Raw genomic sequence first — 21,387 nt, forward strand, 5'->3', positions numbered from 1 at the left:
CCCCGGACCATACACAGCAGGACCGGGGCCAGTCGACGGTAATACCACCCGTCGACCGGCCCCGGCAGCCACTCGCTTACGCGCGCGGCTTCTCGCGCATCTCGTAGGTCTCGATGATGTCGTCGACCTTGATGTCGTTGAACGAACCCAGGGTCACACCGGCCTCGAAGCCCTCGCGGACCTCGGTCGCGTCGTCCTTGAAGCGACGCAGACCCTCGATGGTGAGGCTCTCCGCCACGACCTTGCCGTCGCGCAGCAGGCGGGCCTTGGTGTTGCGGCGGATGATGCCGTCGCGGACCAGGACACCGGCGATGTTGCCGAACTTGGAGGAGCGGAAGACCTCGCGGATCTCCGCGGCGCCGAGGCGCACCTCCTCGTACTCCGGCTTGAGCTTGCCCTTGAGGGCGTTCTCGATCTCCTCGATCGCCTGGTAGATGACCGAGTAGTACCGGACATCCACGCCTTCCTTGTCGGCCGCGGTGCGCGCACGGCCTTCGGCGCGCACGTTGAAGCCGATGATGATGGCGTCCGAGCCCATCGCCAGGTCCACGTCGGACTCGGTGATGGCACCCACACCGCGGTGCAGGACCCGGAGCTCGACCTCCTCGCCCACGTCCAGCTTGACGAGGGCGTCCTCGAGGGCTTCCACCGAACCGGAGACGTCACCCTTGATGATGAGGTTGAGCTGCTCGATGGAGCCGGCGGCGATGGCCTTGTCCAGGTCCTCCAGGGACACCCGGACCCGACGCTGCGCGAAGGCGGCGTTGCGGTCGCGGGCCGAGCGCTTCTCGGCGATCTGGCGGGCGGTGCGGTCCTCGTCGACGACGATGAAGCTGTCGCCGGCGCGGGGCACCGAGGTCAGACCGAGCAGCAGCACCGGACGGGACGGACCGGCCTCGGCGAGGCTGTTGCCGTTCTCGTCCAGCATCGCGCGGACGCGGCCGTAGGCGTCGCCGACCACGATCGAGTCGCCGACGCGGAGGGTACCGCGCTGCACGAGGACGGTCGCCATGGCACCGCGGCCCTTGTCGAGGTGGGCCTCGATGGCGATACCCTGCGCGTCCTGCTCGGGGTTGGCCCGGAGGTCGAGCGAGGCGTCCGCGGTCAGGACCACGGCCTCCAGCAGCTGCTCGATGTTGAGGCCCTGGCGCGCGGAGATGTCGACGAACATGGTGTCGCCGCCGTACTCCTCGGCCACCAGACCGAACTCGGTCAGCTGACCGCGGACCTTGGTCGGGTCGGCGCCGTCGACGTCGATCTTGTTGACGGCGACCACGATCGGCACACCCGCGGCCTTGGCGTGGTTGAGCGCCTCGACCGTCTGCGGCATGACACCGTCGTTGGCCGCGACCACCAGGATCGCGATGTCGGTGGACTTGGCACCACGGGCACGCATGGCGGAGAACGCCTCGTGACCCGGGGTGTCCAGGAAGGTGATCGGGCGCTCTTCGCCGTTCACGACCGTGGCCACCTGGTAGGCACCGATGTGCTGGGTGATGCCACCTGCCTCGCCGGCCACCACGTTCGACTTGCGAATGGCGTCCAGCAGGCGGGTCTTACCGTGGTCGACGTGACCCATGACGGTGACGACCGGCGGGCGCGGGGCCAGCTGGTCCTCGTCGCCCTCGTTGGCACCGAAGTCGATGTCGAACGACTCCAGCAGCTCGCGGTCCTCGTCGTCCCGGCTGACGATCTCGAGCTGGAAGCCCATCTCGTCGGCCAGCAGCTGCAGCGTCGCGTCGGAGACCGACTGCGTCGCGGTGACCATCTCACCGAGGTTGAACATGACGGAGACGAGCGCGGCCGGGTTGGCGTTGATCTTCTCCGCGAAGTCCATCAGCGAGGCGCCGCTCGACAGGCGAACGGTCTGGCCATTGCCGCGAGGCAGCATCACACCGCCGACGGACGGGGCCTGCATGGCCTCGTACTCCTGGCGCTTCGCCCGCTTCGACTTGCGCCCACGGGCCGGACGGCCACCGGGGCCACGGCCGAAGGCACCCTGCGTGCCACCACGGGCACCCGGGCCACCGGGACGGCCGCCGAAGCCACCCGGACGCGGACCGAAGCCACCGCCGCCACCGGGGGCACCGCCACCGGGACGGGGGCCGCCGAAGCCGCCACCGGCCGGACGCGAGCCCGGACCGGCCGGACGACCCTGGAAGCCCGGACGGGCACCACCCGGACCGGCCGGACGGCCACCGGGGCCACCAGGACCGCGGCCGCCACCGGGGCCGGGACGCGGGCCCGGACCGGCCGGACGCTGCGGCATCATGCCCGGGTTCGGACGCGGCATGCCCGACGGGCTCGGACGCGGGCCGGCCGGACGGGGCATGCCGTCGGAACGCGGAGCACCGGCACCGGGACCACCGGCGCCGGGGGCACCCTGGCCGCCGGGACGGGGACGGTCGCCACCCGGACGGGCGGCACCGGCGCCGGGGGCACCCTGGCCACCCGGACGCGGACGGTCACCACCGGGACGGGGACGGTCGCCACCCGGACGGGCGGCACCGGCGCCGGGGGCACCCTGGCCACCCGGACGCGGACGGTCACCACCCGGACGGGGACGGTCGCCACCCTGGCCGGCCGGAGCACCCGGACGCGCGCCCGGCGCGCCGGGACGACGGTCGCCGGGGCGGGCCATGCCGGTGGCACTGCCCGAGGTGAACGGGTTGTTGCCCGGACGCGGACCGGCCGGACGCGGGCCCGGACGGGCACCGCTGCCGGCGGCGGGGCCACCTGCGGCGGGGCCACCGGCCGAGCGCGGGGCCTGGGTGGCCGGGCGCGGAGCCTCGGTCTCACCGGACACGGGGGCCGGCGAGGAGAACTCGGCCGCCGGAGCGGCCGGGGCCGCAGCCGCGGGACGCGGCGCCGGGCGCGGGCCCGGTGCCGGAGCACCGGCCGGCTTGGACGCGGCGGCGGCGGGCGCGGCCGGAGCCGCGGGGGCGGCGGCCGCAGGGGTCGGACGGGGACCAGGGGCCGCGCTGGGGCGCGGACCCGGGGTCGGAGCACCCGGCTTGGGTGCACCCGCGGCCGAACCGGCCGAGGGCTGGGGCGCCGCGGGCTTCCGCGGGCCCGGCTTGGCAGCAGAGCCACCACCGGTGGGGGCGACGCCAAGCGCGTCAGTCAACTTGCGCACGACCGGCGCCTCGATGGTCGAGGACGCCGAACGGACGAACTCGCCCAGCTCGGTGAGCTTGGCCATCACGGCCTTGCTCTCCAAACCAAGCTCCTTGGCGAGCTCGTAAACCCGGACCTTAGCCACTTCACTCCTGTCTTGAGTCCGGGGGTCTCGTCCGCCGGACTGTCGCTACTTCATGGGCGTACCCATCGCGTACTCATCGCGTACTCATCGAGAGCTCATCGCAATCTCGACCTACTTCCACATCGCGAGGTACCTGACTGGTGGCACGACGTACGGCTGCCCGTGCGCCGTGCTTGTTGCGGTGGTTCTCCGCCGCGCGAGCGGCGTGCTGTCACGGGGAGCTGTCGCTCACCCGCTCCTCGATGAACTCGCGGAGCCGCCCGGTGTCGAGCGTGCCCTGGAGCCGGAAGGCCCGGGGGAACGCCCGTCGGCGGACCGCGAGGTCGAGACAGGCCGGTTCGGGATGCAGATGCGCTCCCCGGCCCGGCAGTGCGCCACGTGGATCAGGGACGCAGACGCCCTCGACCGCCGTGACACGCAACAGCTGGTGCTTGGCCGCACGCTTGCGGCAGCCCACGCAGGTGCGTTCCGGGCGTGCTCGGACGTGCGTCCGGCCAGACGAAGGCAAGTCTACCCCTCCGGAGGGACATGGCGCCGCCCCGCCGATTCCGGGGGCATCGGCAGGGGGCTCCGAGGACAACGACTACTCGGCCCGGGCCTCGGGCTCGGCGCCCTCGGTGTCCGGTCGGATGTCGATCCGCCAGCCCGTCAGACGGGCGGCCAGGCGGGCGTTCTGCCCCTCCTTGCCGATCGCCAGCGACAGCTGGTAGTCCGGCACGATCACCCGTGCGGAGCGCTGCGCCAGGTCGACGATCTCCACACTCGTCACCCGCGCGGGGGACAGCGCCGAGGCGACCATGTCGCGCGGGTCCTCCGACCAGTCGACGATGTCGATCTTCTCGCCGTGCAGTTCGCCCATCACCGCGCGCACCCGGGCACCCATCGGGCCGATGCAGGCACCCTTGGCGTTCAGCCCCTGGCGGCGCGACCAGACCGCGATCTTCGTCCGGTGGCCGGCCTCGCGGGCGATCGCGGCGATCTCCACGCTGCCGTCCGCGATCTCCGGCACCTCCAGCGCGAACAGCTTGCGGACCAGGTTGGGGTGGGTGCGCGACAGCGTCACCGACGCCCCGCGGACACCCCGGCGCACGGCCACGACGTAGCACTTCAGCCGGGTGCCGTGCCGGTAGTCCTCGCCCGGGACCTGCTCCTGCGGCGGCAGGATGGCCTCCAGCTTGCCGATGTCGACCAGCACGTTCTTCGGGTCGTTGCCCTGCTGGACGACACCGGTGACGATGTCGCCCTCCTTGCCCGCGTACTCGCCGAAGGTCTGGTCGTCAGCGGCGTCGCGCAGCCGCTGCATCATGACCTGCATGCCGATGCTGGAGGCGATCCGGCCGAAGCCGCTCGGGGTGTCGTCGAACTCCTTCGGCTCGACACCCTCGTCCAGCTCCGACGCGTCCTCGGTGGCCCAGACCGTCACATGGCCGGACTGGCGGTCCAGCTCGACCCGGGCGCGGCGGCGCGAGCCCTCAGTGCGGTGGTACGCGGTGAGGAGGGCCGACTCGATCGACTCGACCACGAGGCCGAAGGGGATGTTCTTCTCGCTGACCAGCGTGCGCAGGGCACTCATGTCGATGTCCACGGCTACGCCTCCTCGTCTTTCGTCACGTTCTTCATGGTGCGGTCGGTGCGCAGGTCGTCACTCCGCACCGTCGTCGCCCTCTTCGAGCAGCTCGTCGAGCTCCTCGTCGTCCTTGCGGTTGAACTCCACCTGGACGCGAGCACGGGCGACCTCGGCGTACTCCAGACGGCGCTCCTTGGCCCGGCCGCGGCCCTTGACCGGCTGCACCTCGACCAGTGCGCCGTCCTCGTCGGCCGTCAGCACCCGGGCGACGATCTCCCCGCCGTCGACCAGGTGGATCTTGGCCAGCCGGCCCTCGGCCCGGATCCAGTGCCGGGGCAGGTCCAGCGGACGCTCCGCACCCGGCGAACCGACCTCCAGCACGTACGCGCCGGAACCCATCGCGTCCGACTCGTCCAGGGCCTCGCCGACCAGCCGGCTGAACTCGGCGACGGTGTCCAGGTCCACGCCGCCGTCGGCGTCCACGTCGATCTGCACCTGGCGGCGGCTGCCTGCCTGGGTGACCTTGACGTCCTCCAGGTCCAGGCCCGACTGCGCGGCCAGCGGCTCCAGCAACGCACGCAGCCGGTCGATGTGGGTGGTGCTCATCCGGGTGGACTCCTCGGCCGCGTCTGCTGTTGTCAGAAGGTCGCACCGCACCCACCGGCGCCGTTCCGGCGCGCGGCCGGGTCGCGGCAGCTCGGCCCAAAGCCTAGCCGGTGAACCGCCCAACCACCGATTCCGCCCCCGGCGCCGCCGCCCCCGCCCGGCCCGGTGCGAGCAAGCTCACACGGGCCGTCCGCCCCCGCCGGGAGGGCGATCCGCGCCCACACAGGTGAGGATTCTGTAATCATTCACGCCAGCGAGGGCAGGCCGTCCTCCCGTACCCGCCCCGGAGTGACACCCATGCAGCCGCCCAGCCGACGGACCTTCCTGGCCCTCGGGCTGCTCCTCACCGGCGGAGCGCTGACCGCCTGCACCGGGACGCAGCACCAGGACCCGGGCAGCCCGGCCGGCGACCACAGCCGCCCCGACCCCGACGAGCCGGTCCGCCGGCGGGCCCTCGACGCCACCGACACCCTGCTGGCCGCCTACGACGCCCTGCTCCCGCAGGCGCCCCAGCTCCAGCCGCTGCGCGAGGAGGTCGCCCGCCACCGCGCGGCCCTGGACACCGCCACCCCTGCACCGGCGCCCGCTACCGGCGCCGGCTCCGGCACCCCGGGCGCCACCAGGTCCGCCGCCACCACGTCCGCCACCGCCGGCGCCACCACGTCCGCCACCGCCGCCGCGCCCACCACCGCCGCGCTGGCCTCCCTCGAACGCCAGACCGCCCAGACCCGGCTGGCCGACCTGGGCGCCGCCTCCCCGGCGCTGGCCCGCCTGCTGGCCTCGGTCTCCGCGGCCGGCGTCCTGCACGCGGTGGCCCTCGGCGACGCCGCCCCGGCCGCTGCCGCCGCCCCGGCACCGTCCGCCCCCGTCTCCGCCTCCACGTCCGCCCCCGCCTCGACCTCCGGGTCCGGGCCCGCCGTCGCCGGTGGCCCGGCCGCCCCCTTCCAGGACGCCCTCGGCGCCGAGCACGCCGCCGTCTACGGCTACGGCGTGGTCGGTGCCCGCCTCGCCGACGACGGGCAGCGCACCGCGGCCCGTACCGCCCTGGCCGCCCACCAGGCCCGCCGCGACGCCTGGCAGCGCCTCCTCGCCGGCACCGGCGCCACCCCCGACCCGGCGGCCGCCGGCTACCAGCTCCCCTTCCCGGTCACCGACGCGGCCTCCGCGGGCCGCCTCGCCGCCCACCTGGAGACCCGGCTGACCGCCGTCTACGCCGACCTGGTCGCCGCCGTCCCCGCCCCCCAGCGGCCGCCGGCCGCCGACGCGCTGCGCGAATCCGCCCTCCGCGCCCACCAGTGGGGCGCCGTCCCCGCCGCCTTCCCCGGCATCGGCGACACCCCCACCGGGACCAGTACCCCCGCCCCGTAGCCGGGTACGGCCCGCGCTCCGCTCCAGCGGCCCCCCGCCGTCGGATCACCGACAATGGACCCGTACCACCACGGGGGACCCGCTACCGAAAGGCCGGCATGTCGGCAGCAGCACCAGGGCAGATCACCGTCCCCGACCGGCTCGCGCGGAACGTCACCGCCGTCCGCCCCGAGGAGGCGGACCGCTGGCTGGCCGCCCTCCCCGCCCTCGTCACCGCCGAGCTCGCCCGTCTGCGGCTGACCCTGGACCGGGTCCTGGATCCCGGCGGCTCGCTCGCCCTGGTCGCCTACGTCCACCGCGACGACGACCTCGCCCCCGCCGTCCTCAAGGTCTCCCTCCGCACCCCCGGCACCGCCCACGAGGCCGAGGCCCTCACCGCCTGGGCCGGCCGCGGCGCCGTCCTGCTCCTCGACTCGGCGACCCCCGACCCCGGTACGACCGTCCTCCTGCTGGAGCGCCTGCACGGCGAGATCCCGCTGCGTTCCCTCGCCGAGCCCAAGGCCATGCTGGAGGCCACCAGCCTGCTCCACCGGCTCTGGACCCCCGTCACCCCGGAGCACGCCTTCCCGGGCCTGCCGGCCCCGTCGCCCTCCGCCACCGCCCCGGACCTCCCGGCCGAGGCCGGGCCCCTCCTGGCCGAGGCACGGGAGACGGCCGCCGCCCTCGCCGCCTCCGCCACCGAGGAGTTCCTGCTGCACGGCGACTTCCACCACGGCAACGTGCTCGCCGCGGACCGGGCGCCCTGGCTCGCGATCGACCCCCGGCCGCTGGTCGGCGAACGCGCCTACGACCTGGCCCGCCTCGCCCTGGACCGCGCCGACACCCTGGTCGGCTCCCCCGGCCTCCCGGCCGCCGTCCGCCGCCGGCTGCACCAGCTCGCCGAGGCCCTGGAGGTGGACCGCGACCGCCTCCGCGGCTGGACCCTGGTGCGCGCCGTCGAACTCGCCGGCGCCGCCCTCGCCGCGGGCCGCCGCCCCGACGCCGAGCTCTACCTGGAGTTCGCCGGCGCGCTCTGAACCACGTCCGCGCCGCCCGCCCCGCGCAACGGCAGCGGAGCCCCCATCACCGCGTAGCGCCGCTCCGTGTTCGGGAAGTGCACGGCCCGCGCGAGGTCCCGGTAGCCCAGCGCCCGGTAGAGCCGCCGGGCCGGCGTCTCGGCGTCGATCGCGGAGAGGATGCTGCGGTCCGCCCCCGAACGCGAGGTCAGCGTCCGGATCAGCGCCGAGCCGACGCCCCGCCCCTGGAACTCCGGCAGCACGTGCAGTTCGGTGACGGCGAAGACGTCGTCCAGCCAGGCCCCGTGCCCCCGGGCGACCAGATAGGGCTCGATCACCGTGCTCCACCAGTGGTCGCGCCGGTTCGGCATCCCGTACCCGAAGCCGACCAGCCGACCGCCGCTGACCGCCCCGAGGGCGATCACCCCCGGCTGCTGGGCGTGCCGTCCGACGATGTGGAGCCGGACCATGACCTCCTCGGGCGTGAGCCCGAAGGCCACCGCCTGGACGTCGAGCGCCTGCGGAGCCCAGGCCGCGAGGTCGATGGCCTCGATCCGCACTCCGGCCGGCCCAGTCACCCCGGTCACCCCGCCATCACCCCAGTCACCCGTTCCATGCCCCGGACGTTACCCCCCGCCCACCCGCCACGCGGCCCGCACCGGCAACCCGGCGACCGGGGGCCGGTCCGCCGTCAGAACAGCACGCTCATGAACGCCCCGACCTCCCGGAACCCCACCCGCCGGTAGGAGGCCCGCGCCCGCAGGTTGTAGTCGTTGACGTACAGCGACGCCACCGGCGCGACCTCGCGCAGCGCGACCTCCAGCACCGCGGCCATCCCGGTCTCGGAGAGCCCCTGCCCCCGGTGCCCGGGCGCGACCCAGACCCCCTGGATCTGGCAGGCGCCCTCGGTGACCGCCCCGATCTCGGCCTTGAACACGACCTCGCCGTCCTCGCCGAAGCGGGCGAACGACCGTCCGGTGGTGACGAGTTCGGCGACCCGGGCCTGGTACAGCAGCCCGCCGTCACCGGCCAGCGGCGAGATCCCGACCTCCTCGGTGAACATCGCCACGCAGGCCGGCATCAGGATGTCGACCTCGTCCCGCCGCACCCGCCGCACCAGCGGGTCCGGGGCGATCTCGACGGACGGCACCGCGGTGGCGAGCAGCGGCTGGTGCGCCCTGACCTCACGGGCGGGCCCCCAACTGCGCTCCAGCAGCGCCCACAGGGCCGAGGTGGGCCCGGCCGGGCCGACGATGGAGGAGCAGCGGCGCCCCTGTCTGCGGGCGCGTTCGGCGAAGGCCCGGACGGCCTGCGGGCCGGCGTCCACCAGGACGAGGTTGGCCCCGGCGTAGCAGAGCGCGTCGAGTTCGCCGTGCTCGTCGTACCAGCCCCACATCTCGCCGCCGAGCCGCCAGGGGTCGAGGCCGACGGCCTCCACCCGGGTGGCCACGAAGGCGTTGGCGACGGGGTCGCGGTGGAGGACGGCGAGGGCGTCGGCGAGGTCCGGCGGTTCCAGCACGCGGGTGGTCGCCAGGGCGCGGGCGGCCTGGAACGAGCTGGGGAGCATCACACCTCGATCGAGCATCGAGACAGCACCTTACTGAGACGACTGTGGCCGCACCCTACTCCCTGCCCCCACCCGGACACGGCCGCGGGGCCGTCCGCGCACGGACGGCCCCGCTTCCGGGAGTACAGCGCGGACCTACCCGAGACCGGGCCGGGTCACTCGCCGGCGCTGACGGTCGGCGCGCCGGACTCGACGCCCTCCGACTCCATCTGCTCGGCGATCTTGAACGCCTCCTCGATCAGGGTCTCCACGATCTTGGACTCGGGGACGGTCTTGATGACCTCGCCCTTGACGAAGATCTGGCCCTTGCCGTTGCCGGAGGCGACGCCGAGGTCGGCCTCGCGGGCCTCGCCCGGGCCGTTCACGACGCAGCCCATGACCGCGACGCGCAGCGGCACGTTCATGCCCTCCAGGCCGGCCGTGACCTCCTCGGCGAGCTTGTAGACGTCCACCTGGGCGCGGCCGCAGGACGGGCAGGAGACGATCTCCAGACCGCGCTGGCGCAGGCCGAGCGACTCCAGGATCTGGTTGCCGACCTTGATCTCCTCGGCCGGCGGGGCGCTCAGCGAGACCCGGATGGTGTCGCCGATGCCCTCGGCGAGCAGCGCGCCGAAGGCGACCGCGGACTTGATGGTGCCCTGGAAGGCGGGGCCGGCCTCGGTGACGCCGAGGTGCAGCGGGTAGTCGCAGGCGGCGGCGAGCTGGCGGTAGGCGTTGATCATCACGACCGGGTCGTTGTGCTTGACCGAGATCTTGATGTCGCGGAAGTCGTGCTCCTCGAACAGCGAGCACTCCCAGAGCGCGGACTCGACCAGGGCCTCGGGGGTCGCGCGGCCGTACTTCTCCAGCAGGCGCTTGTCGAGCGAACCGGCGTTGACGCCGATCCGGATCGGCACCCCGGCGCCCTTGGCGGCCTTGGCGATCTCGCCGACCTTGTCGTCGAAGGCCTTGATGTTGCCCGGGTTGACCCGGACCGCGGCGCAGCCGGCGTCGATCGCGGCGAAGACGTACTTCGGCTGGAAGTGGATGTCGGCGATCACCGGGATCTGCGACTTCCTGGCGATGATCGGCAGCGCGTCCGCGTCGTCCTGGGACGGGACGGCGACCCGCACGATCTGGCAGCCGGAGGCGGTGAGCTCCGCGATCTGCTGCAGCGTGGCGTTGATGTCCGAGGTCAGCGTGGTGGTCATGGACTGCACCGAGACGGGGGCGTCGCCGCCGACCGGCACGTTGCCGACCATGATCTGACGGGAGACCCGGCGCTTGGCGAGCGGCTTGAGCGGCAGAGACGGAATACCGAGCGAGATCGCGGTCATGTGCGCAGGGTTCCCCGAGGTCGATGGGTGGTCGGCCCGGCCGCTGGGACGACCGAACCCGGGCGCGCCGACGATCGCGCGCCCGGGCTCCAACGGTACGGCACGGGGACGGGCGCCCGCGCACCCACCGGCCGGCCGCGCTAACTGATCTTGACCGGGTTCACCAGGTCGGCGACCAGTACCAGCAGGGTGAAGCCGATGAACACGCTGGCCACCACGTACGCGAGCGGCATCAGCCGGGCCACGTCGAACGGACCGGGGTCGGGACGGCGGAACAGTCGTGCGAATCGGCGGCGCGCCGACTCCCAGACCGCGCCCGCGATGTGGCCGCCGTCCAGCGGCAGCAGCGGCAGCATGTTGAAGAGGAACAGCGAGAGGTTGATCCCGGCGAGCAGGTTGACGAAGTAGGCGACCCGCTGGCTGCCCGGGATGTCCAGCGAGAACACCTCGCCACTGACCCGGGCCGCGCCGACCATGCCGATCGGGGAGTCCGTCTCGCGCGGGGCGCCGTCGACCACCGAGTGCCACAGCCCGGGGATCTTGCCGGGCAGCGCGGCCAGCGACTCCACGCCGTTCTCCGCCATGTCGTACATCCGGTCGACGGACTGCCCGAGGCCGAGCCGGACCACGCCCGTGGTCGGGGTGAAGCCGAGGAAGCCGGCCCGCACCGTCTCGCCCTTGACCGGCAGGCCCTCGGCGTCGTACTTCTGCACGTCGTTGACGGCGATCGTCGGCTCGAGGGTCAGCCGCTGCCCGTCGCGCTCCACCACCAGGTCGACCCGCTTGCCGGCCGACTTCCGGATGTCGGCCTGGAGCTGCTCGTAGCTGCCGATCCGGTCGCCGTCGAAGGACACCACCCGGTCGCCGGGCCTGAGCCCGGCCTGGAAGGCGGGCGCCGCCGGGGCGTCCGCCGGGCAGGTGTCGGTGGCCTGGCCCGCCTTGACCACGCACTCCGAGACGGTGCCGATGGTCGGCACCGCCATCGAGACGCCGAAGCCCATCATCACGGTCAGGAAGAGCCCGAACGAGAGCAGCAGGTTCATGAACGGCCCGGCGAACATGACGATCACGCGCTTCCACGGCTCGCGCGTGTAGAACAGCCGGGACTCGTCGCCCTCCTTGACCTCCTCGTAGGAGGCCTCCCGGGCGTCCTCGATCATGGACCGCCAGGGCGAGGTCGAGCGCTGGGTGATCCGCCCGTCCGCACCGGGCGGGAACATCCCGATCATCCGGATGTACCCACCCATGGGGACCGCCTTGAGGCCGTACTCGGTCTCGCCCTTCTTCCGCGACCAGACCGTCGGCCCGAAGCCGACCATGTACTGCGGCACCCGAATGCCGAACAGCTTGGCCGTGGAGAGGTGGCCGAGCTCGTGCCAGGCGATCGAGAAGAGCAGTCCCAGTACGAAGACCAGGATGCCGACCACCGTCATCACCGTTGCCACCGCTGCGCCTCCGTCATTCCGCTCCGATCGTCCTGTCGTCGTACCGGTCCTCCGGGCGGGACCGTCCGGACGGCCCCGCCCCGGTGGTGTGCCGCCCGTCCGGGCGGACCGTCAGCCCGCCGCCAGCTCGCGGGCCCGGGCTCGCGCCCAGTCCTCCGCGTGCAGGACGTCCTCCACCGTCAGCGAAGTTCCCCCGGCCGGGGCACCGTGCTCGGCCACGACCTTCGCAACAGTGTCCACGATGCCGGTGAAGGCGAGGCGGCCCTTCAGGAAGGCCTCCACACACTCCTCGTTCGCGGCGTTGAACACGGCCGGGCAGGTACCGCCCAGGGTGCCGACCTCGCGGGCCAGCTCGACCGCCGGGAAGGCGTCGTCGTCCAGCGGGAAGAACTCCCAGGTCGCGGCCTTCGTCCAGTCGCAGCCCGGGGCCGCGTCCGGAACCCGGTCCGGCCAGCCCAGGCCGAGCGCGATCGGCATCCGCATGTCCGGCGGACTGGCCTGCGCCAGCGTGGAACCGTCCGTGAACTCCACCATCGAGTGCACGACCGACTGCGGATGGACCACGACCTCGATCCGGTCGAACGGCACGTCGTAGAGCAGGTGCGCCTCGATCACCTCCAGGCCCTTGTTCACCAGGGTGGCCGAGTTGATCGTGACGACCGGGCCCATCGCCCAGGTCGGGTGCGCCAGCGCGTCGGCGGGGGTCACCCCGGCCAGCTCCGCGCGGCCGCGGCCGCGGAACGGGCCGCCGCTCGCGGTCACCACCAGCTTGCGGACCTCGGGCCGGGTACCGCCGGCCAGCGCCTGGAACAGTGCGGCGTGCTCGGAGTCCACCGGGACGATCTGCCCCGGCCGCGCCACCGCCTTCACCAGCGGGCCGCCGACGATCAGCGACTCCTTGTTGGCCAGCACCAGCACCCGGCCGGCCCGCAGCGCCGCCAGCGTCGGGCCCAGACCGATCGAACCGGTGATGCCGTTCAGCACCGAGTGGCACTCCGTCGCCGCCAGCTCGGTGGCCGCGTCCGGACCGGCCAGCACGGTCGGCAGCGGCCCGCCCGCGGCCTTCGCCGCCAGCGCCTCGCGCAGCGCCGGCTCCGCCGCCGGATCGGCCACCGCGACGGTGCGCACGCCCAGCCGGACCGCCTGCTCGGCGAGCAGCCCGACCCGGCCGCCGGCCGCCGACAGGGCCACCACGCGGAACCGGTCGGGATTGCGGAGCACCACGTCGATGGCCTGGGTGCCGATCGAACCGGTGGAGCCGAGGATCACCAACTCCCGGGGGCCGGAGGGGTCGGTCACCTCGGGGGTGAACCGCAGCTGCGGGTGGGCGAGCGAAGTCATGCGCCCATTGTGGCCTGCCCGACACCCTCCCCCGCACCACGGGCTCCCCCGATCCACCGCACCGGTTCCCCAGATCCACCGCACCGGTTCCCCAGGACGGCGCCCCCGTCCCCGGCTACCGTCGGAGCCATGCGCATCGTCATCGCCGGGGGCCACGGACAGATCGCCCTCCGACTGGAACGGCTGCTCGCCGACCGGGGCGACCGGCCCGCCGGAATCGTCCGCCGCCCCGAACACGCCGAGGACCTCGCCGCCGCCGGCGCCGAACCGCTGCTGCTCGACCTGGAGGCCGCGACCGCGCCGGAGCTCGCCCGGCTGCTCGACGGCGCCGACGCCGTGGTGTTCGCCGCCGGCGCCGGACCGGGCAGCGGCGCCGCCCGCAAGCTCACCGTCGACCGGGACGCCGCCGTCCTGCTCGCCGACGCCGCCGAACTCGCCGGCGTCCGCCGCTACCTCCTCGTCTCCTCGATGGGCGCCGACGCCGAGGCCGAGTACCCCGCCGACGAGGTCTTCCAGACCTATCTGCGGGCCAAGGGCGCCGCCGACGACGCCGTCCGGGCCCGCCCCGGCCTGGACTGGACGGTGCTGCGCCCCGGCCGCCTCGCCGACGGGCCCGGCACCGGACTGGTCCGGCTCGCCCCCGGCCTCCCGCGCGGCGCCGTCGACCGGCAGGACGTCGCCGCCGTACTCGCCGCCCTGCTGCACGAACCCGGCACCGCCGGGCTGACCCTGGACCTGGTGGCCGGCGACGCCACCGTCGCCGAGGCCGTCGCGGCCGTCGCCGGCCACGGCTGAGCCCGTTCCGCTCCCCCGGCTCTCCCGCTCCCCCGGGTCCGCCGGCACGCCGAAGGGCCCGACCGCGGCGCGGTCGGGCCCTTCGTCAGCACTTGTCTCAGAGGTCCAGGCCGGTGAGGACCATGACCTTCTCGACGGTGTAGTCGTCCATCGCGTACTTGACGCCCTCACGGCCGACGCCGGAGTCCTTGACGCCGCCGTACGGCATCTGGTCTGCGCGGTAGGACGGCGCGTCGCCGACGATCACACCGCCGACCTCGAGCTCCCGGTGGGCGCGGAAGGCGGTCTGCAGGTCGTGCGTGAACACGCCCGCCTGCAAACCGAACGGCGAGTTGTTGACGGCGGCGAAGGCCTCGTCCACACCGTCCACCCGGTGCAGCGACAGCACCGGGCCGAACACCTCGCAGGTCGCCAGGATCGCGTCCGCCGGCAGTTCGGCCAGCACGGTCGGGGCGTAGGTCGCGCCCTCGCGGGTGCCGCCGGCGAGCAGCTTCGCGCCCTTGGCCACCGCGTCGTCCACCCAGGACTCGACCCGCTTCGCCGCGTTCTCGTCGACCAGCGGGCCGACGTCCGTGGCGTCGTCGTTCGGGTCGCCGGTGACCTGGTCGCCCACCTTGGCGACGACCTTCTCCACCAGCGCGTCGTAGACCGAGGCGTCGGCGATCACACGCTGCACCGAGATGCAGGACTGGCCGCCCTGGTAGTTGGCGAACATCGCGATCCGGGTGGCCGCCCAGTCCAGGTCCGCCTCGGAGGACCAGTCGGCGAGCACCACGGCCGCGGCGTTGCCGCCCAGCTCCAGGGTGGTGTGCTTGCGCGGCACCGAGTCCATGATCTGGTAGCCGACCTTGTCCGAACCGGTGAACGAGATCACCGGCAGCCGCGGGTCCTGCACCAGGGCCGGCATCCGGTCGTTCGGGACCGGCAGGACGCTCCAGGAACCGGCCGGCAGGTCGGTCTCGGCCAGGATCTCGCCCAGCACCATGGCCGACAGCGGGGTCGCCGGGGCCGGCTTGAGGATGATCGGCGCGCCGACCGCGATCGCCGGGGCGACCTTGTGGGCGACCAGGTTCAGCGGGAAGTTGAACGGGGCGATGCCCAGCACCACACCGCGCGGGAAGCGGCGCACCAGCGCGAAACGGCCCACGCCGCCCGGGTCGGTGTCCAGCCGCATGGTCTCGCCGTTGGTCCGGCGGGCCTCCTCGGCGGCCCAGCGGAACACCGAGACGGCACGGCCGACCTCACCGCGGGCCCACTTGATCGGCTTGCCGTTCTCCGCGGTGATCAGCTGAGCGATCTCCTCGGTGCGCTCGGCCAGCCGCCGGGCCACGTGGTCCAGCGCGGCGGAGCGCACGTGCGCCGGGGTCGCGGCGAACACCGGCAGCGCGGCGACGGCGGCCTCCAGGGCCTCCTCGACCTGCGCCTCGGTGGGAATGCCCACCTTGCCGACCAGACGGCCGTCCCAGCTGTTGTGCACCTCGAAGTCGGCATCGCCGCTCGCCCGGCGGCCGGCCAGCCAGAAATCGTACGTGGTGGTCACCGTGGTACCGGCCTCTCCTCGTCGTCCTCACGACCCCACCGGACGTGGAGCCGCAATCGAGGGTAGGGCGGCCGACGGGCCGACCGGATTGGACACGGAGTAGCGTTCACCCGCGCGGCCACTCCACCGCGTCCAGCCGGATCGGCCGGGTGGCTACTCCTCGCCCGAGCGCAGGGCCAGCCAGAGCTCCATCCGGACGTCCGTGTCGTCCAGCGACCGCCCCAGCAGCTCCTCGACCCGCCGCATCCGGTACCGCAGGGTGTGCCGGTGCACCCCGAGATCGGCCGCCGCCGCGTCCCACTGCCCGTGCCGCGACAGCCACGCCCGCAGCGAGGCCACCAGATCGCCGCGCGCCGTCCGGTCGTGCTCCCGCAACGGCCGCAGCAGCCCCTCGGCGAAGGCCGTCACGGCGTCCTCCCCGAGCAGCGGCAGCAGCGAACCGGCGCCGACCTCCTCGTGGTCCACCGAGCGACGCCCCCCGCGCAGCGCCACCGCCAGCGCCCGTTCGGCCTGCGCGTGCGCCGTCCCGGCGTCCTCCAGCGCGGCCGGCGCCGACACACCCAGCGACAGGCCCTCGTGCTCCTCCACCACACCCAGGCACGCCCGGTGCACCGCGCCGTTGTCCAGCGCCAGCACCACCAGCCGCGGCCCGTGCGCGCCCTCCTCCCGCGCCACCAGCAGCTTCTCGCCGACCCGCGAACCCGCCTGCTCCGCCCGGTCGCCCAGCTCGCCCAGCGACTCCCCGGCGTCCACCCCCTGGCCCGCCCCGGCCACCAGCACCCGGACCGTCCCCTCCGGCAACCCGCCGAACAGCCCCGCCGCCACCTGCCGCGCCGTCGCCACCTCCCCGGCCAGCACCATCCGCAGCAGCGCCGCGCCCATCCGCTCCTCGGCCTGCCGCAGCTCCCGCGACCGCTCCAGGGTCAGCGTCAGCAGCGCCACCGCCGCGTTCAGCACATAGCGCTCGGTCGGCGTGATCCGGTCCTCGGTACCCACCGCCAGGAACCCGCGCGCCCGCCGGTCCGCCCCCAGCGACTGGACCACCACGTAGTCCTCGTCCGCCGTGTCTATCCCCGGCGCCCGGCCCTGCAGCGCGGCACTCGACGGCGCCGGACGCCGCCGAAGCCGGTCCACCTCCGCCGCCAGCCGCCCGGCCCGCCGCGCCGCCCAGTCCGGCGCCACCACCGACAGCGCGCCCGAGCCGTCGTACAGCGCCGCCCAGCCACCCAGCCGGGCCGCCAGCCGGCGCACCACCGCCGTCGTGCCGTCCTTGCCCAGCGCGGCCCGGGTCAGCTCCTCCTGCGCCTCGAAGCTGGTCGTCACCGCCTCGTACTGCTCGGCCGCCAGCGCCGCCGACACCACCTTGCTGATCGCGATGAACGGCGTCGGCTCCGGCACCCGCAGCAGCGGCAGCCCGCGCTGCGCCGCCGCGTCCACCAGCGGCTGCGGCACCTCCGTGTGCGACAGCCCCACCCCGAGCCCCAGCCCGACCACCCCCGCGTCGGCCAGCCGGTGCACGTACGCCTGCAGCCGGGCGGCCGTGCGGCCCAGCTTGATACCGGTGGTGAGCAGCAGCTCACCACCTTCGAGGAAGGGCGTCGGGTCGTCCAGCTCACTGGTGTGCACCCAGCGGACCGGCCGCTCCAAATGGTCCGCACCGGCGAGGACCGTCAGATGGAGCGAGGTATTGCGGACGACGGAGGCAAGTGTGGGGGGCATGGCACCTTCGGGGGAGCGACGCGACCGCGCCATTGCGGCCGGGCGGGGAGAGGGCTGGGAGTCCAGGGGGAATCCCCACTTCTCATTATGGACGCTCCGGACAACCGGCACTGCCGAATCCACCTCGAAGGCGAGCTTCGACGGCCTGCCTCAGCCCCGGAGGTCCACCAGCAGCGGCGGCACCTGCTCCCCCGACACCGCCGTCAGCGACACCACCGCGTGCCCCGCCGGCAGGGCGTGCGCCAGGTCCGACGGCGACCAGCGCAGCCGCTCCACCTCCCGGGTGGTCACCGACTCCGTCTGCGCCGTCGTCCCCGACAGCGCCTTGCGCCCCAGCCGTCCGGCCCGCCGCACGATCCCGCCCGAGGTGTCCGGGGCCAGCGTCACCGCCGTCTCGCGGACCAGATGGGTGCCCCAGGCCTCCGAGAACAGCCGCCCGTCCCACGGCGCGATGCCCGGGAACGCCGCCCGGCAGCCCACCGCCCCGAACAGCGGAGCCCGCAGCGCCTCCGGCAGGTCCACCAGGCTGCGCAGCAGCAGCACCACCCCGGCGTTCGCCCCGCGCAACCGCTGCAGGCCGCGCACGATCCCGGCGTCCAGCGCCGCCGAGGCGTCGTCCACGACCAGGCCCGCGAACAGCGACCGGTCCCCGCGCGCCCCGGCCGCCTGTACGAACTGCGCCACCAAAAGGCGCGACAGCATCCGCGTCGCCTCCGGGTGACTGCGCTCCGGCAGCTTCACCCGCACCCGCAGCGGATGGTCCAGCACCCGCATCGCGAACGGCGGCCGGCCCGTGCCGTCGGTCGCGAACGCCCCCTCGAAGGCCGGCCGGTCCAGCAGCGCCAGCCGGTCCGCCAGCAGCGCGCCCGGATCGTCCGCCCGGCCGCGCTGGTGCTCCCGGTGCTCCAGGTCCCGCCCGAAGGAGCCCAGCCGCTCCGCCGCCCGCAGCCCCTTCACCAGGGCCTCCAGCGCCTCCGGCTCACCGGCGAGCAGCGCCCGCAGTTCGCGCACGCCCGGGTAGCGGCCGAACGCGGCGTGGAACGGGCCGACCATCTGCTGCAGGGCCGTCCGGGCACTCTCGGCGCGCGCCGTCAGCTCGTCCGGCAGCAGCGCCTCGGCCAGCCGGGCCGCCGCCTCGTCCGGATCCTGGGCCGCGCCGTAGAGGTCCAGCCCGTAGCGGGACGCGGGGTCACCGGGGGCGATCACCACGTCGTACCAGGCGTCCGGCCCCAGGTCGGCGTCGGTCGCCCCGATCACCACCGCGCACGCCGTCCCGGCCAGCGCCTGCAGGCACAGCGCCTCGGCCACCGGACGGGCCAGCCGCGCCGTCTTCCCCGTCCCGGCCGGGCCCACCGCCAGCAGCGAGGTGCCCAGCACCACCGGGTCCAGCGCGAAACCGGCCGACCGGTGGGTCACCGGGTTCTTCGGCACGTCCTGCGCCGTACCGAGCCGCACCTGGCCCAGCAGTAGATCGTGCCGCTCCGCCCGGCCCGGCAGCTCGCGCGCCTCCGAGGGGTGCGCGAACGCGGCGGCGCCGCGCAGCGACACCTGCTCGACGAAGGCCGGCAGGAAGGCCGGGTCGGCCTGGGCCGACTCCCAGGCCCGCCGGATCCGCACGTAGTCGACGTCGCCGACCGCCTCACCGTCCAGCCGTCCGGCCGCGACGGCGGCCCCGCCCTGCCGCAGCACCGTCCACGGATCCCGCTGCCGGGCCGCCTCCGACTGCTGCTCCTCGGTGGCCGGTGCCTCCTCCGTCACCGTCCGCGACAGCAACGGCAGGGCGTACCGCCGCCACACCTCCGGCCAGCGGCCCATCCGGCCGAAGACCTTGATGACGACGGCGAGGACCGCCACATTGGCGATCAGCAGGGTGAACATCGCCCCGCCCTCGGAGGGCTCCGCGAGCGGACCGATCCCGGTCTGCCGACCGAACCAGACGAGCAGGTACATCAGCAGCTGGGTGCCGTAGAGGTAGGCGAACCACCCCACCACCGCGTTCAGCCCCGCCCGCAGGAGCAGCTGCCAGGTGGGGACCTTCGCGGCCTCCGCCCGGTCCGGGTCGAGCTGCCGGTGGTCCTGGCGGAAGACGCCCGGCTCGGCCTCGGGCCGCGGGGCCGAGGCCCAGGCGGCGAGGTCGAAGGGCACGCGGGCCGGGGGACGCGGGTTCGGCATCGGAGTCCGAGGGGTGGCGGTGGTCCGTTCGTCGTGGCTCCGTGCCCCGTCCAGTCCCATCTACGGCCCCGCTCCCTCGCCCGCCGGCCCGACCGCCGTCGGTGCCGCCCATACCCATGCCACCGCCCCGGCGACACGCCCGCGCTCAATGTAGTGGAGCGCGGCCTCCCGGTATCGGCTCCGCCCGGGCTGGCCGCCCCGGACAAGTCGGACGGCTCAGTGCTACCGAGTGGCGCATGCCTGCCCGGGGAACGCCCCCGTAGCCTGCGAACTACCGAGCCGAGAAGTCTGGAGAAAACCCATGAGCGCCGCAACGCCGCTCCCGCAGGAGCGCCGCCTGGTCACCGCGATCCCCGGTCCGAAGTCGCAGGAGCTGCAGGCCCGCAAGCTGGGTGCGGTGGCGGCCGGCGTCGGCACCACCCTGCCGGTGTACGTGTCCCGCGCCAACGGCGGCGTGCTGGAGGACGTGGACGGCAACTCGCTGATCGACTTCGGCTCCGGCATCGCCGTGACCAACGTCGGCAACAGCGCCGAGGCCGTGGTGGCCAAGGCCACCGAGCAGCTGGCCGCCTTCACGCACACCTGTTTCATGGTGACCCCGTACGAGGGCTACGTCGCCGTGGCGGAGCAGCTCAACGAGCTGACCCCGGGCGACCACGACAAGCGCACCGCGCTGTTCAACTCGGGCGCCGAGGCGGTCGAGAACGCGGTGAAGATCGCCCGCGCGTACACCAAGCGGACCGCCGTCGTGGTGTTCGACCACGGCTACCACGGCCGCACCAACCTCACCATGGGCCTGACGGCGAAGAACATGCCGTACAAGCAGGGCTTCGGTCCGTTCGCCCCGGAGATCCACCGGGTGCCGGTGGCCTACCCCTACCGCTGGCTGACCGGTGCCGAGAACTGCGCCGCCGAGGCCGCCGCGCAGGCGATCGACATCATCAACAAGCAGATCGGCGCCGAGAACGTCGCCGCGATCATCATCGAGCCGATCCAGGGCGAGGGCGGCTTCATCGAGCCGGCCAAGGGCTTCCTGCCGGCCATCGTCGAGTACGCGAAGGCCAACGGCATCGTCTTCGTCGCGGACGAGATCCAGACCGGCTTCTGCCGCACCGGCCAGTGGTTCGCCTGTGACGACGAGGGCATCGTCCCGGACCTCATCACCACCGCCAAGGGCATCGCCGGCGGTCTGCCGCTGGCCGCGGTGACCGGTCGCGCCGAGATCATGGACGCCGCGCACGCCGGCGGCCTGGGCGGCACCTACGGCGGCAACCCGGTGGCCTGCGCGGCCGCGCTGGGTGCCATCGAGACCATGAAGGAGCTGGACCTCAACGGCAAGGCGCAGCGGATCGGCGAGGTCATGCTGGGCCGTCTGCGGGCGATCCAGGAGAAGTACGCCGACTCCGACCGGGTCCGCGTCGGCGAGGTCCGCGGCCGCGGCGCCATGATCGCCGTCGAGCTGGTGAAGCCGGGCGGCAAGGAGCCGAACCCGGAGGCCACCGCGGCCATCGCGAAGGCCTGCCACGCCGAGGGCCTGGTCGTGCTGACCGCCGGCACCTACGGCAACGTGCTGCGCTTCCTGCCGCCGCTGGTCATGCCGGAGCACCTGCTGAACGAGGGTCTGGACATCATCGAGGGCGCCTTCGCCACCGTCTGACCCGGCCCGCGGCCCGAGGCCGCGCCCGAGACCCGCC

At 74.1% G+C, this 21,387-nt stretch carries 16 protein-coding genes; 4 read left to right on the forward strand and 12 right to left on the reverse strand.

Annotated features, from left to right (window positions below):
• Nucleotides 1–76 precede the first annotated feature (76 nt).
• The 4 genes from infB to rimP all read right to left on the reverse strand — a co-directional run bounded on the left by infB (nucleotide 77) and on the right by rimP (nucleotide 5,435).
• Entirely contained in the window at nucleotides 77–3,262 is a 3,186-nt protein-coding gene (infB, locus tag SM793_RS23005; protein WP_320440160.1) for a translation initiation factor IF-2, read from the reverse strand.
• A 211-nt stretch (nucleotides 3,263–3,473) separates the two neighbouring features.
• Entirely contained in the window at nucleotides 3,474–3,719 is a 246-nt protein-coding gene (locus SM793_RS23010; RefSeq protein WP_320440161.1) for a YlxR family protein, read from the reverse strand.
• Between the two features lie 126 nt (nucleotides 3,720–3,845).
• Nucleotides 3,846–4,847 carry a transcription termination factor NusA gene (nusA, locus tag SM793_RS23015; protein WP_320440162.1) on the reverse strand — a complete coding sequence of 334 codons (1,002 nt, stop codon included), beginning with the start codon at nucleotides 4,845–4,847 and terminating at the stop codon, nucleotides 3,846–3,848.
• Between the two features lie 57 nt (nucleotides 4,848–4,904).
• Nucleotides 4,905–5,435, reverse strand: coding sequence for a ribosome maturation factor RimP (gene rimP / locus SM793_RS23020; RefSeq protein ID WP_320440163.1), 531 nt, complete (start codon nucleotides 5,433–5,435; stop codon nucleotides 4,905–4,907).
• A 297-nt stretch (nucleotides 5,436–5,732) separates the two neighbouring features.
• Between rimP and SM793_RS23025 the strand changes: the two genes are divergently transcribed.
• Nucleotides 5,733–6,803 carry a ferritin-like domain-containing protein gene (locus SM793_RS23025; RefSeq protein WP_320440164.1) on the forward strand — a complete coding sequence of 357 codons (1,071 nt, stop codon included), beginning with the start codon at nucleotides 5,733–5,735 and terminating at the stop codon, nucleotides 6,801–6,803.
• A 98-nt stretch (nucleotides 6,804–6,901) separates the two neighbouring features.
• On the forward strand, nucleotides 6,902–7,819 hold the full coding sequence (locus tag SM793_RS23030; protein ID WP_320440165.1) for an aminoglycoside phosphotransferase family protein: 918 nt from the start codon (nucleotides 6,902–6,904) through the stop codon (nucleotides 7,817–7,819).
• Here SM793_RS23030 and SM793_RS23035 read toward each other — a convergent pair.
• From SM793_RS23035 to dxr, 5 genes are all read right to left on the reverse strand, one after another.
• Nucleotides 7,792–8,385, reverse strand: coding sequence for an N-acetyltransferase family protein (locus SM793_RS23035; protein WP_413816019.1), 594 nt, complete (start codon nucleotides 8,383–8,385; stop codon nucleotides 7,792–7,794). The genes SM793_RS23030 and SM793_RS23035 overlap by 28 nt on opposite strands.
• Nucleotides 8,386–8,489: 104 nt before the next feature.
• Entirely contained in the window at nucleotides 8,490–9,365 is an 876-nt protein-coding gene (locus tag SM793_RS23040) for a GNAT family N-acetyltransferase (protein ID WP_320440184.1), read from the reverse strand.
• Nucleotides 9,366–9,520: 155 nt separating this feature from the next.
• A complete protein-coding gene (ispG, locus tag SM793_RS23045; protein WP_320440166.1) occupies nucleotides 9,521–10,681 on the reverse strand; it encodes a flavodoxin-dependent (E)-4-hydroxy-3-methylbut-2-enyl-diphosphate synthase in 1,161 nt (386 codons plus the stop codon).
• Between the two features lie 140 nt (nucleotides 10,682–10,821).
• The gene (locus SM793_RS23050) at nucleotides 10,822–12,126 is read right to left on the reverse strand and encodes a site-2 protease family protein (protein ID WP_320440167.1); all 1,305 of its coding nucleotides are present in this window, start codon (nucleotides 12,124–12,126) and stop codon (nucleotides 10,822–10,824) included.
• Between the two features lie 111 nt (nucleotides 12,127–12,237).
• Nucleotides 12,238–13,467 carry a 1-deoxy-D-xylulose-5-phosphate reductoisomerase gene (gene dxr / locus SM793_RS23055; RefSeq protein ID WP_320440168.1) on the reverse strand — a complete coding sequence of 410 codons (1,230 nt, stop codon included), beginning with the start codon at nucleotides 13,465–13,467 and terminating at the stop codon, nucleotides 12,238–12,240.
• A 129-nt stretch (nucleotides 13,468–13,596) separates the two neighbouring features.
• Here dxr and SM793_RS23060 point away from each other — a divergent pair, with 129 nt between their 5' ends.
• A complete protein-coding gene (locus SM793_RS23060; protein WP_320440169.1) occupies nucleotides 13,597–14,262 on the forward strand; it encodes an NAD(P)H-binding protein in 666 nt (221 codons plus the stop codon).
• Nucleotides 14,263–14,359: 97 nt separating this feature from the next.
• On the opposite strand, the gene SM793_RS23065 is transcribed toward SM793_RS23060, so the two are convergent.
• The 3 genes from SM793_RS23065 to SM793_RS23075 form a co-directional block, all read right to left on the reverse strand.
• On the reverse strand, nucleotides 14,360–15,802 hold the full coding sequence (locus tag SM793_RS23065) for an aldehyde dehydrogenase family protein (RefSeq protein WP_320440170.1): 1,443 nt from the start codon (nucleotides 15,800–15,802) through the stop codon (nucleotides 14,360–14,362).
• Nucleotides 15,803–15,955: 153 nt separating this feature from the next.
• Nucleotides 15,956–17,521, reverse strand: a complete 1,566-nt coding sequence (locus SM793_RS23070; protein WP_320440171.1) for a PucR family transcriptional regulator — start codon at nucleotides 17,519–17,521, stop codon at nucleotides 15,956–15,958.
• Nucleotides 17,522–17,671: 150 nt separating this feature from the next.
• The gene (locus SM793_RS23075) at nucleotides 17,672–19,666 is read right to left on the reverse strand and encodes an ATP-binding protein (protein ID WP_320440172.1); all 1,995 of its coding nucleotides are present in this window, start codon (nucleotides 19,664–19,666) and stop codon (nucleotides 17,672–17,674) included.
• Nucleotides 19,667–19,994: 328 nt separating this feature from the next.
• On the opposite strand from SM793_RS23075, the gene gabT reads away from it, so the two are divergent.
• Nucleotides 19,995–21,350 carry a 4-aminobutyrate--2-oxoglutarate transaminase gene (gene gabT / locus SM793_RS23080; protein ID WP_320440173.1) on the forward strand — a complete coding sequence of 452 codons (1,356 nt, stop codon included), beginning with the start codon at nucleotides 19,995–19,997 and terminating at the stop codon, nucleotides 21,348–21,350.
• Nucleotides 21,351–21,387: the final 37 nt, after the last annotated feature.

Origin of the sequence: Kitasatospora purpeofusca, from assembly GCF_034043715.1 — a bacterium.
In the GTDB taxonomy this organism is placed as follows: Bacteria; Actinomycetota; Actinomycetes; order Streptomycetales; family Streptomycetaceae; genus Kitasatospora; species Kitasatospora purpeofusca_A.

Coding starts and splice junctions, on each gene's coding strand:
- rimP (WP_320440163.1), bottom strand. CDS start 5,435: ATGAGCACCACCCACATCGACCGGCTGCGTGCGTTGCTGGAGCCGCTG.
- SM793_RS23025 (WP_320440164.1), top strand. CDS start 5,733: ATGCAGCCGCCCAGCCGACGGACCTTCCTGGCCCTCGGGCTGCTCCTC.
- SM793_RS23030 (WP_320440165.1), top strand. CDS start 6,902: ATGTCGGCAGCAGCACCAGGGCAGATCACCGTCCCCGACCGGCTCGCG.
- SM793_RS23040 (WP_320440184.1), bottom strand. CDS start 9,365: ATGCTCCCCAGCTCGTTCCAGGCCGCCCGCGCCCTGGCGACCACCCGC.
- ispG (WP_320440166.1), bottom strand. CDS start 10,681: ATGACCGCGATCTCGCTCGGTATTCCGTCTCTGCCGCTCAAGCCGCTC.
- dxr (WP_320440168.1), bottom strand. CDS start 13,467: ATGACTTCGCTCGCCCACCCGCAGCTGCGGTTCACCCCCGAGGTGACC.
- SM793_RS23060 (WP_320440169.1), top strand. CDS start 13,597: ATGCGCATCGTCATCGCCGGGGGCCACGGACAGATCGCCCTCCGACTG.
- SM793_RS23070 (WP_320440171.1), bottom strand. CDS start 17,521: ATGCCCCCCACACTTGCCTCCGTCGTCCGCAATACCTCGCTCCATCTG.
- gabT (WP_320440173.1), top strand. CDS start 19,995: ATGAGCGCCGCAACGCCGCTCCCGCAGGAGCGCCGCCTGGTCACCGCG.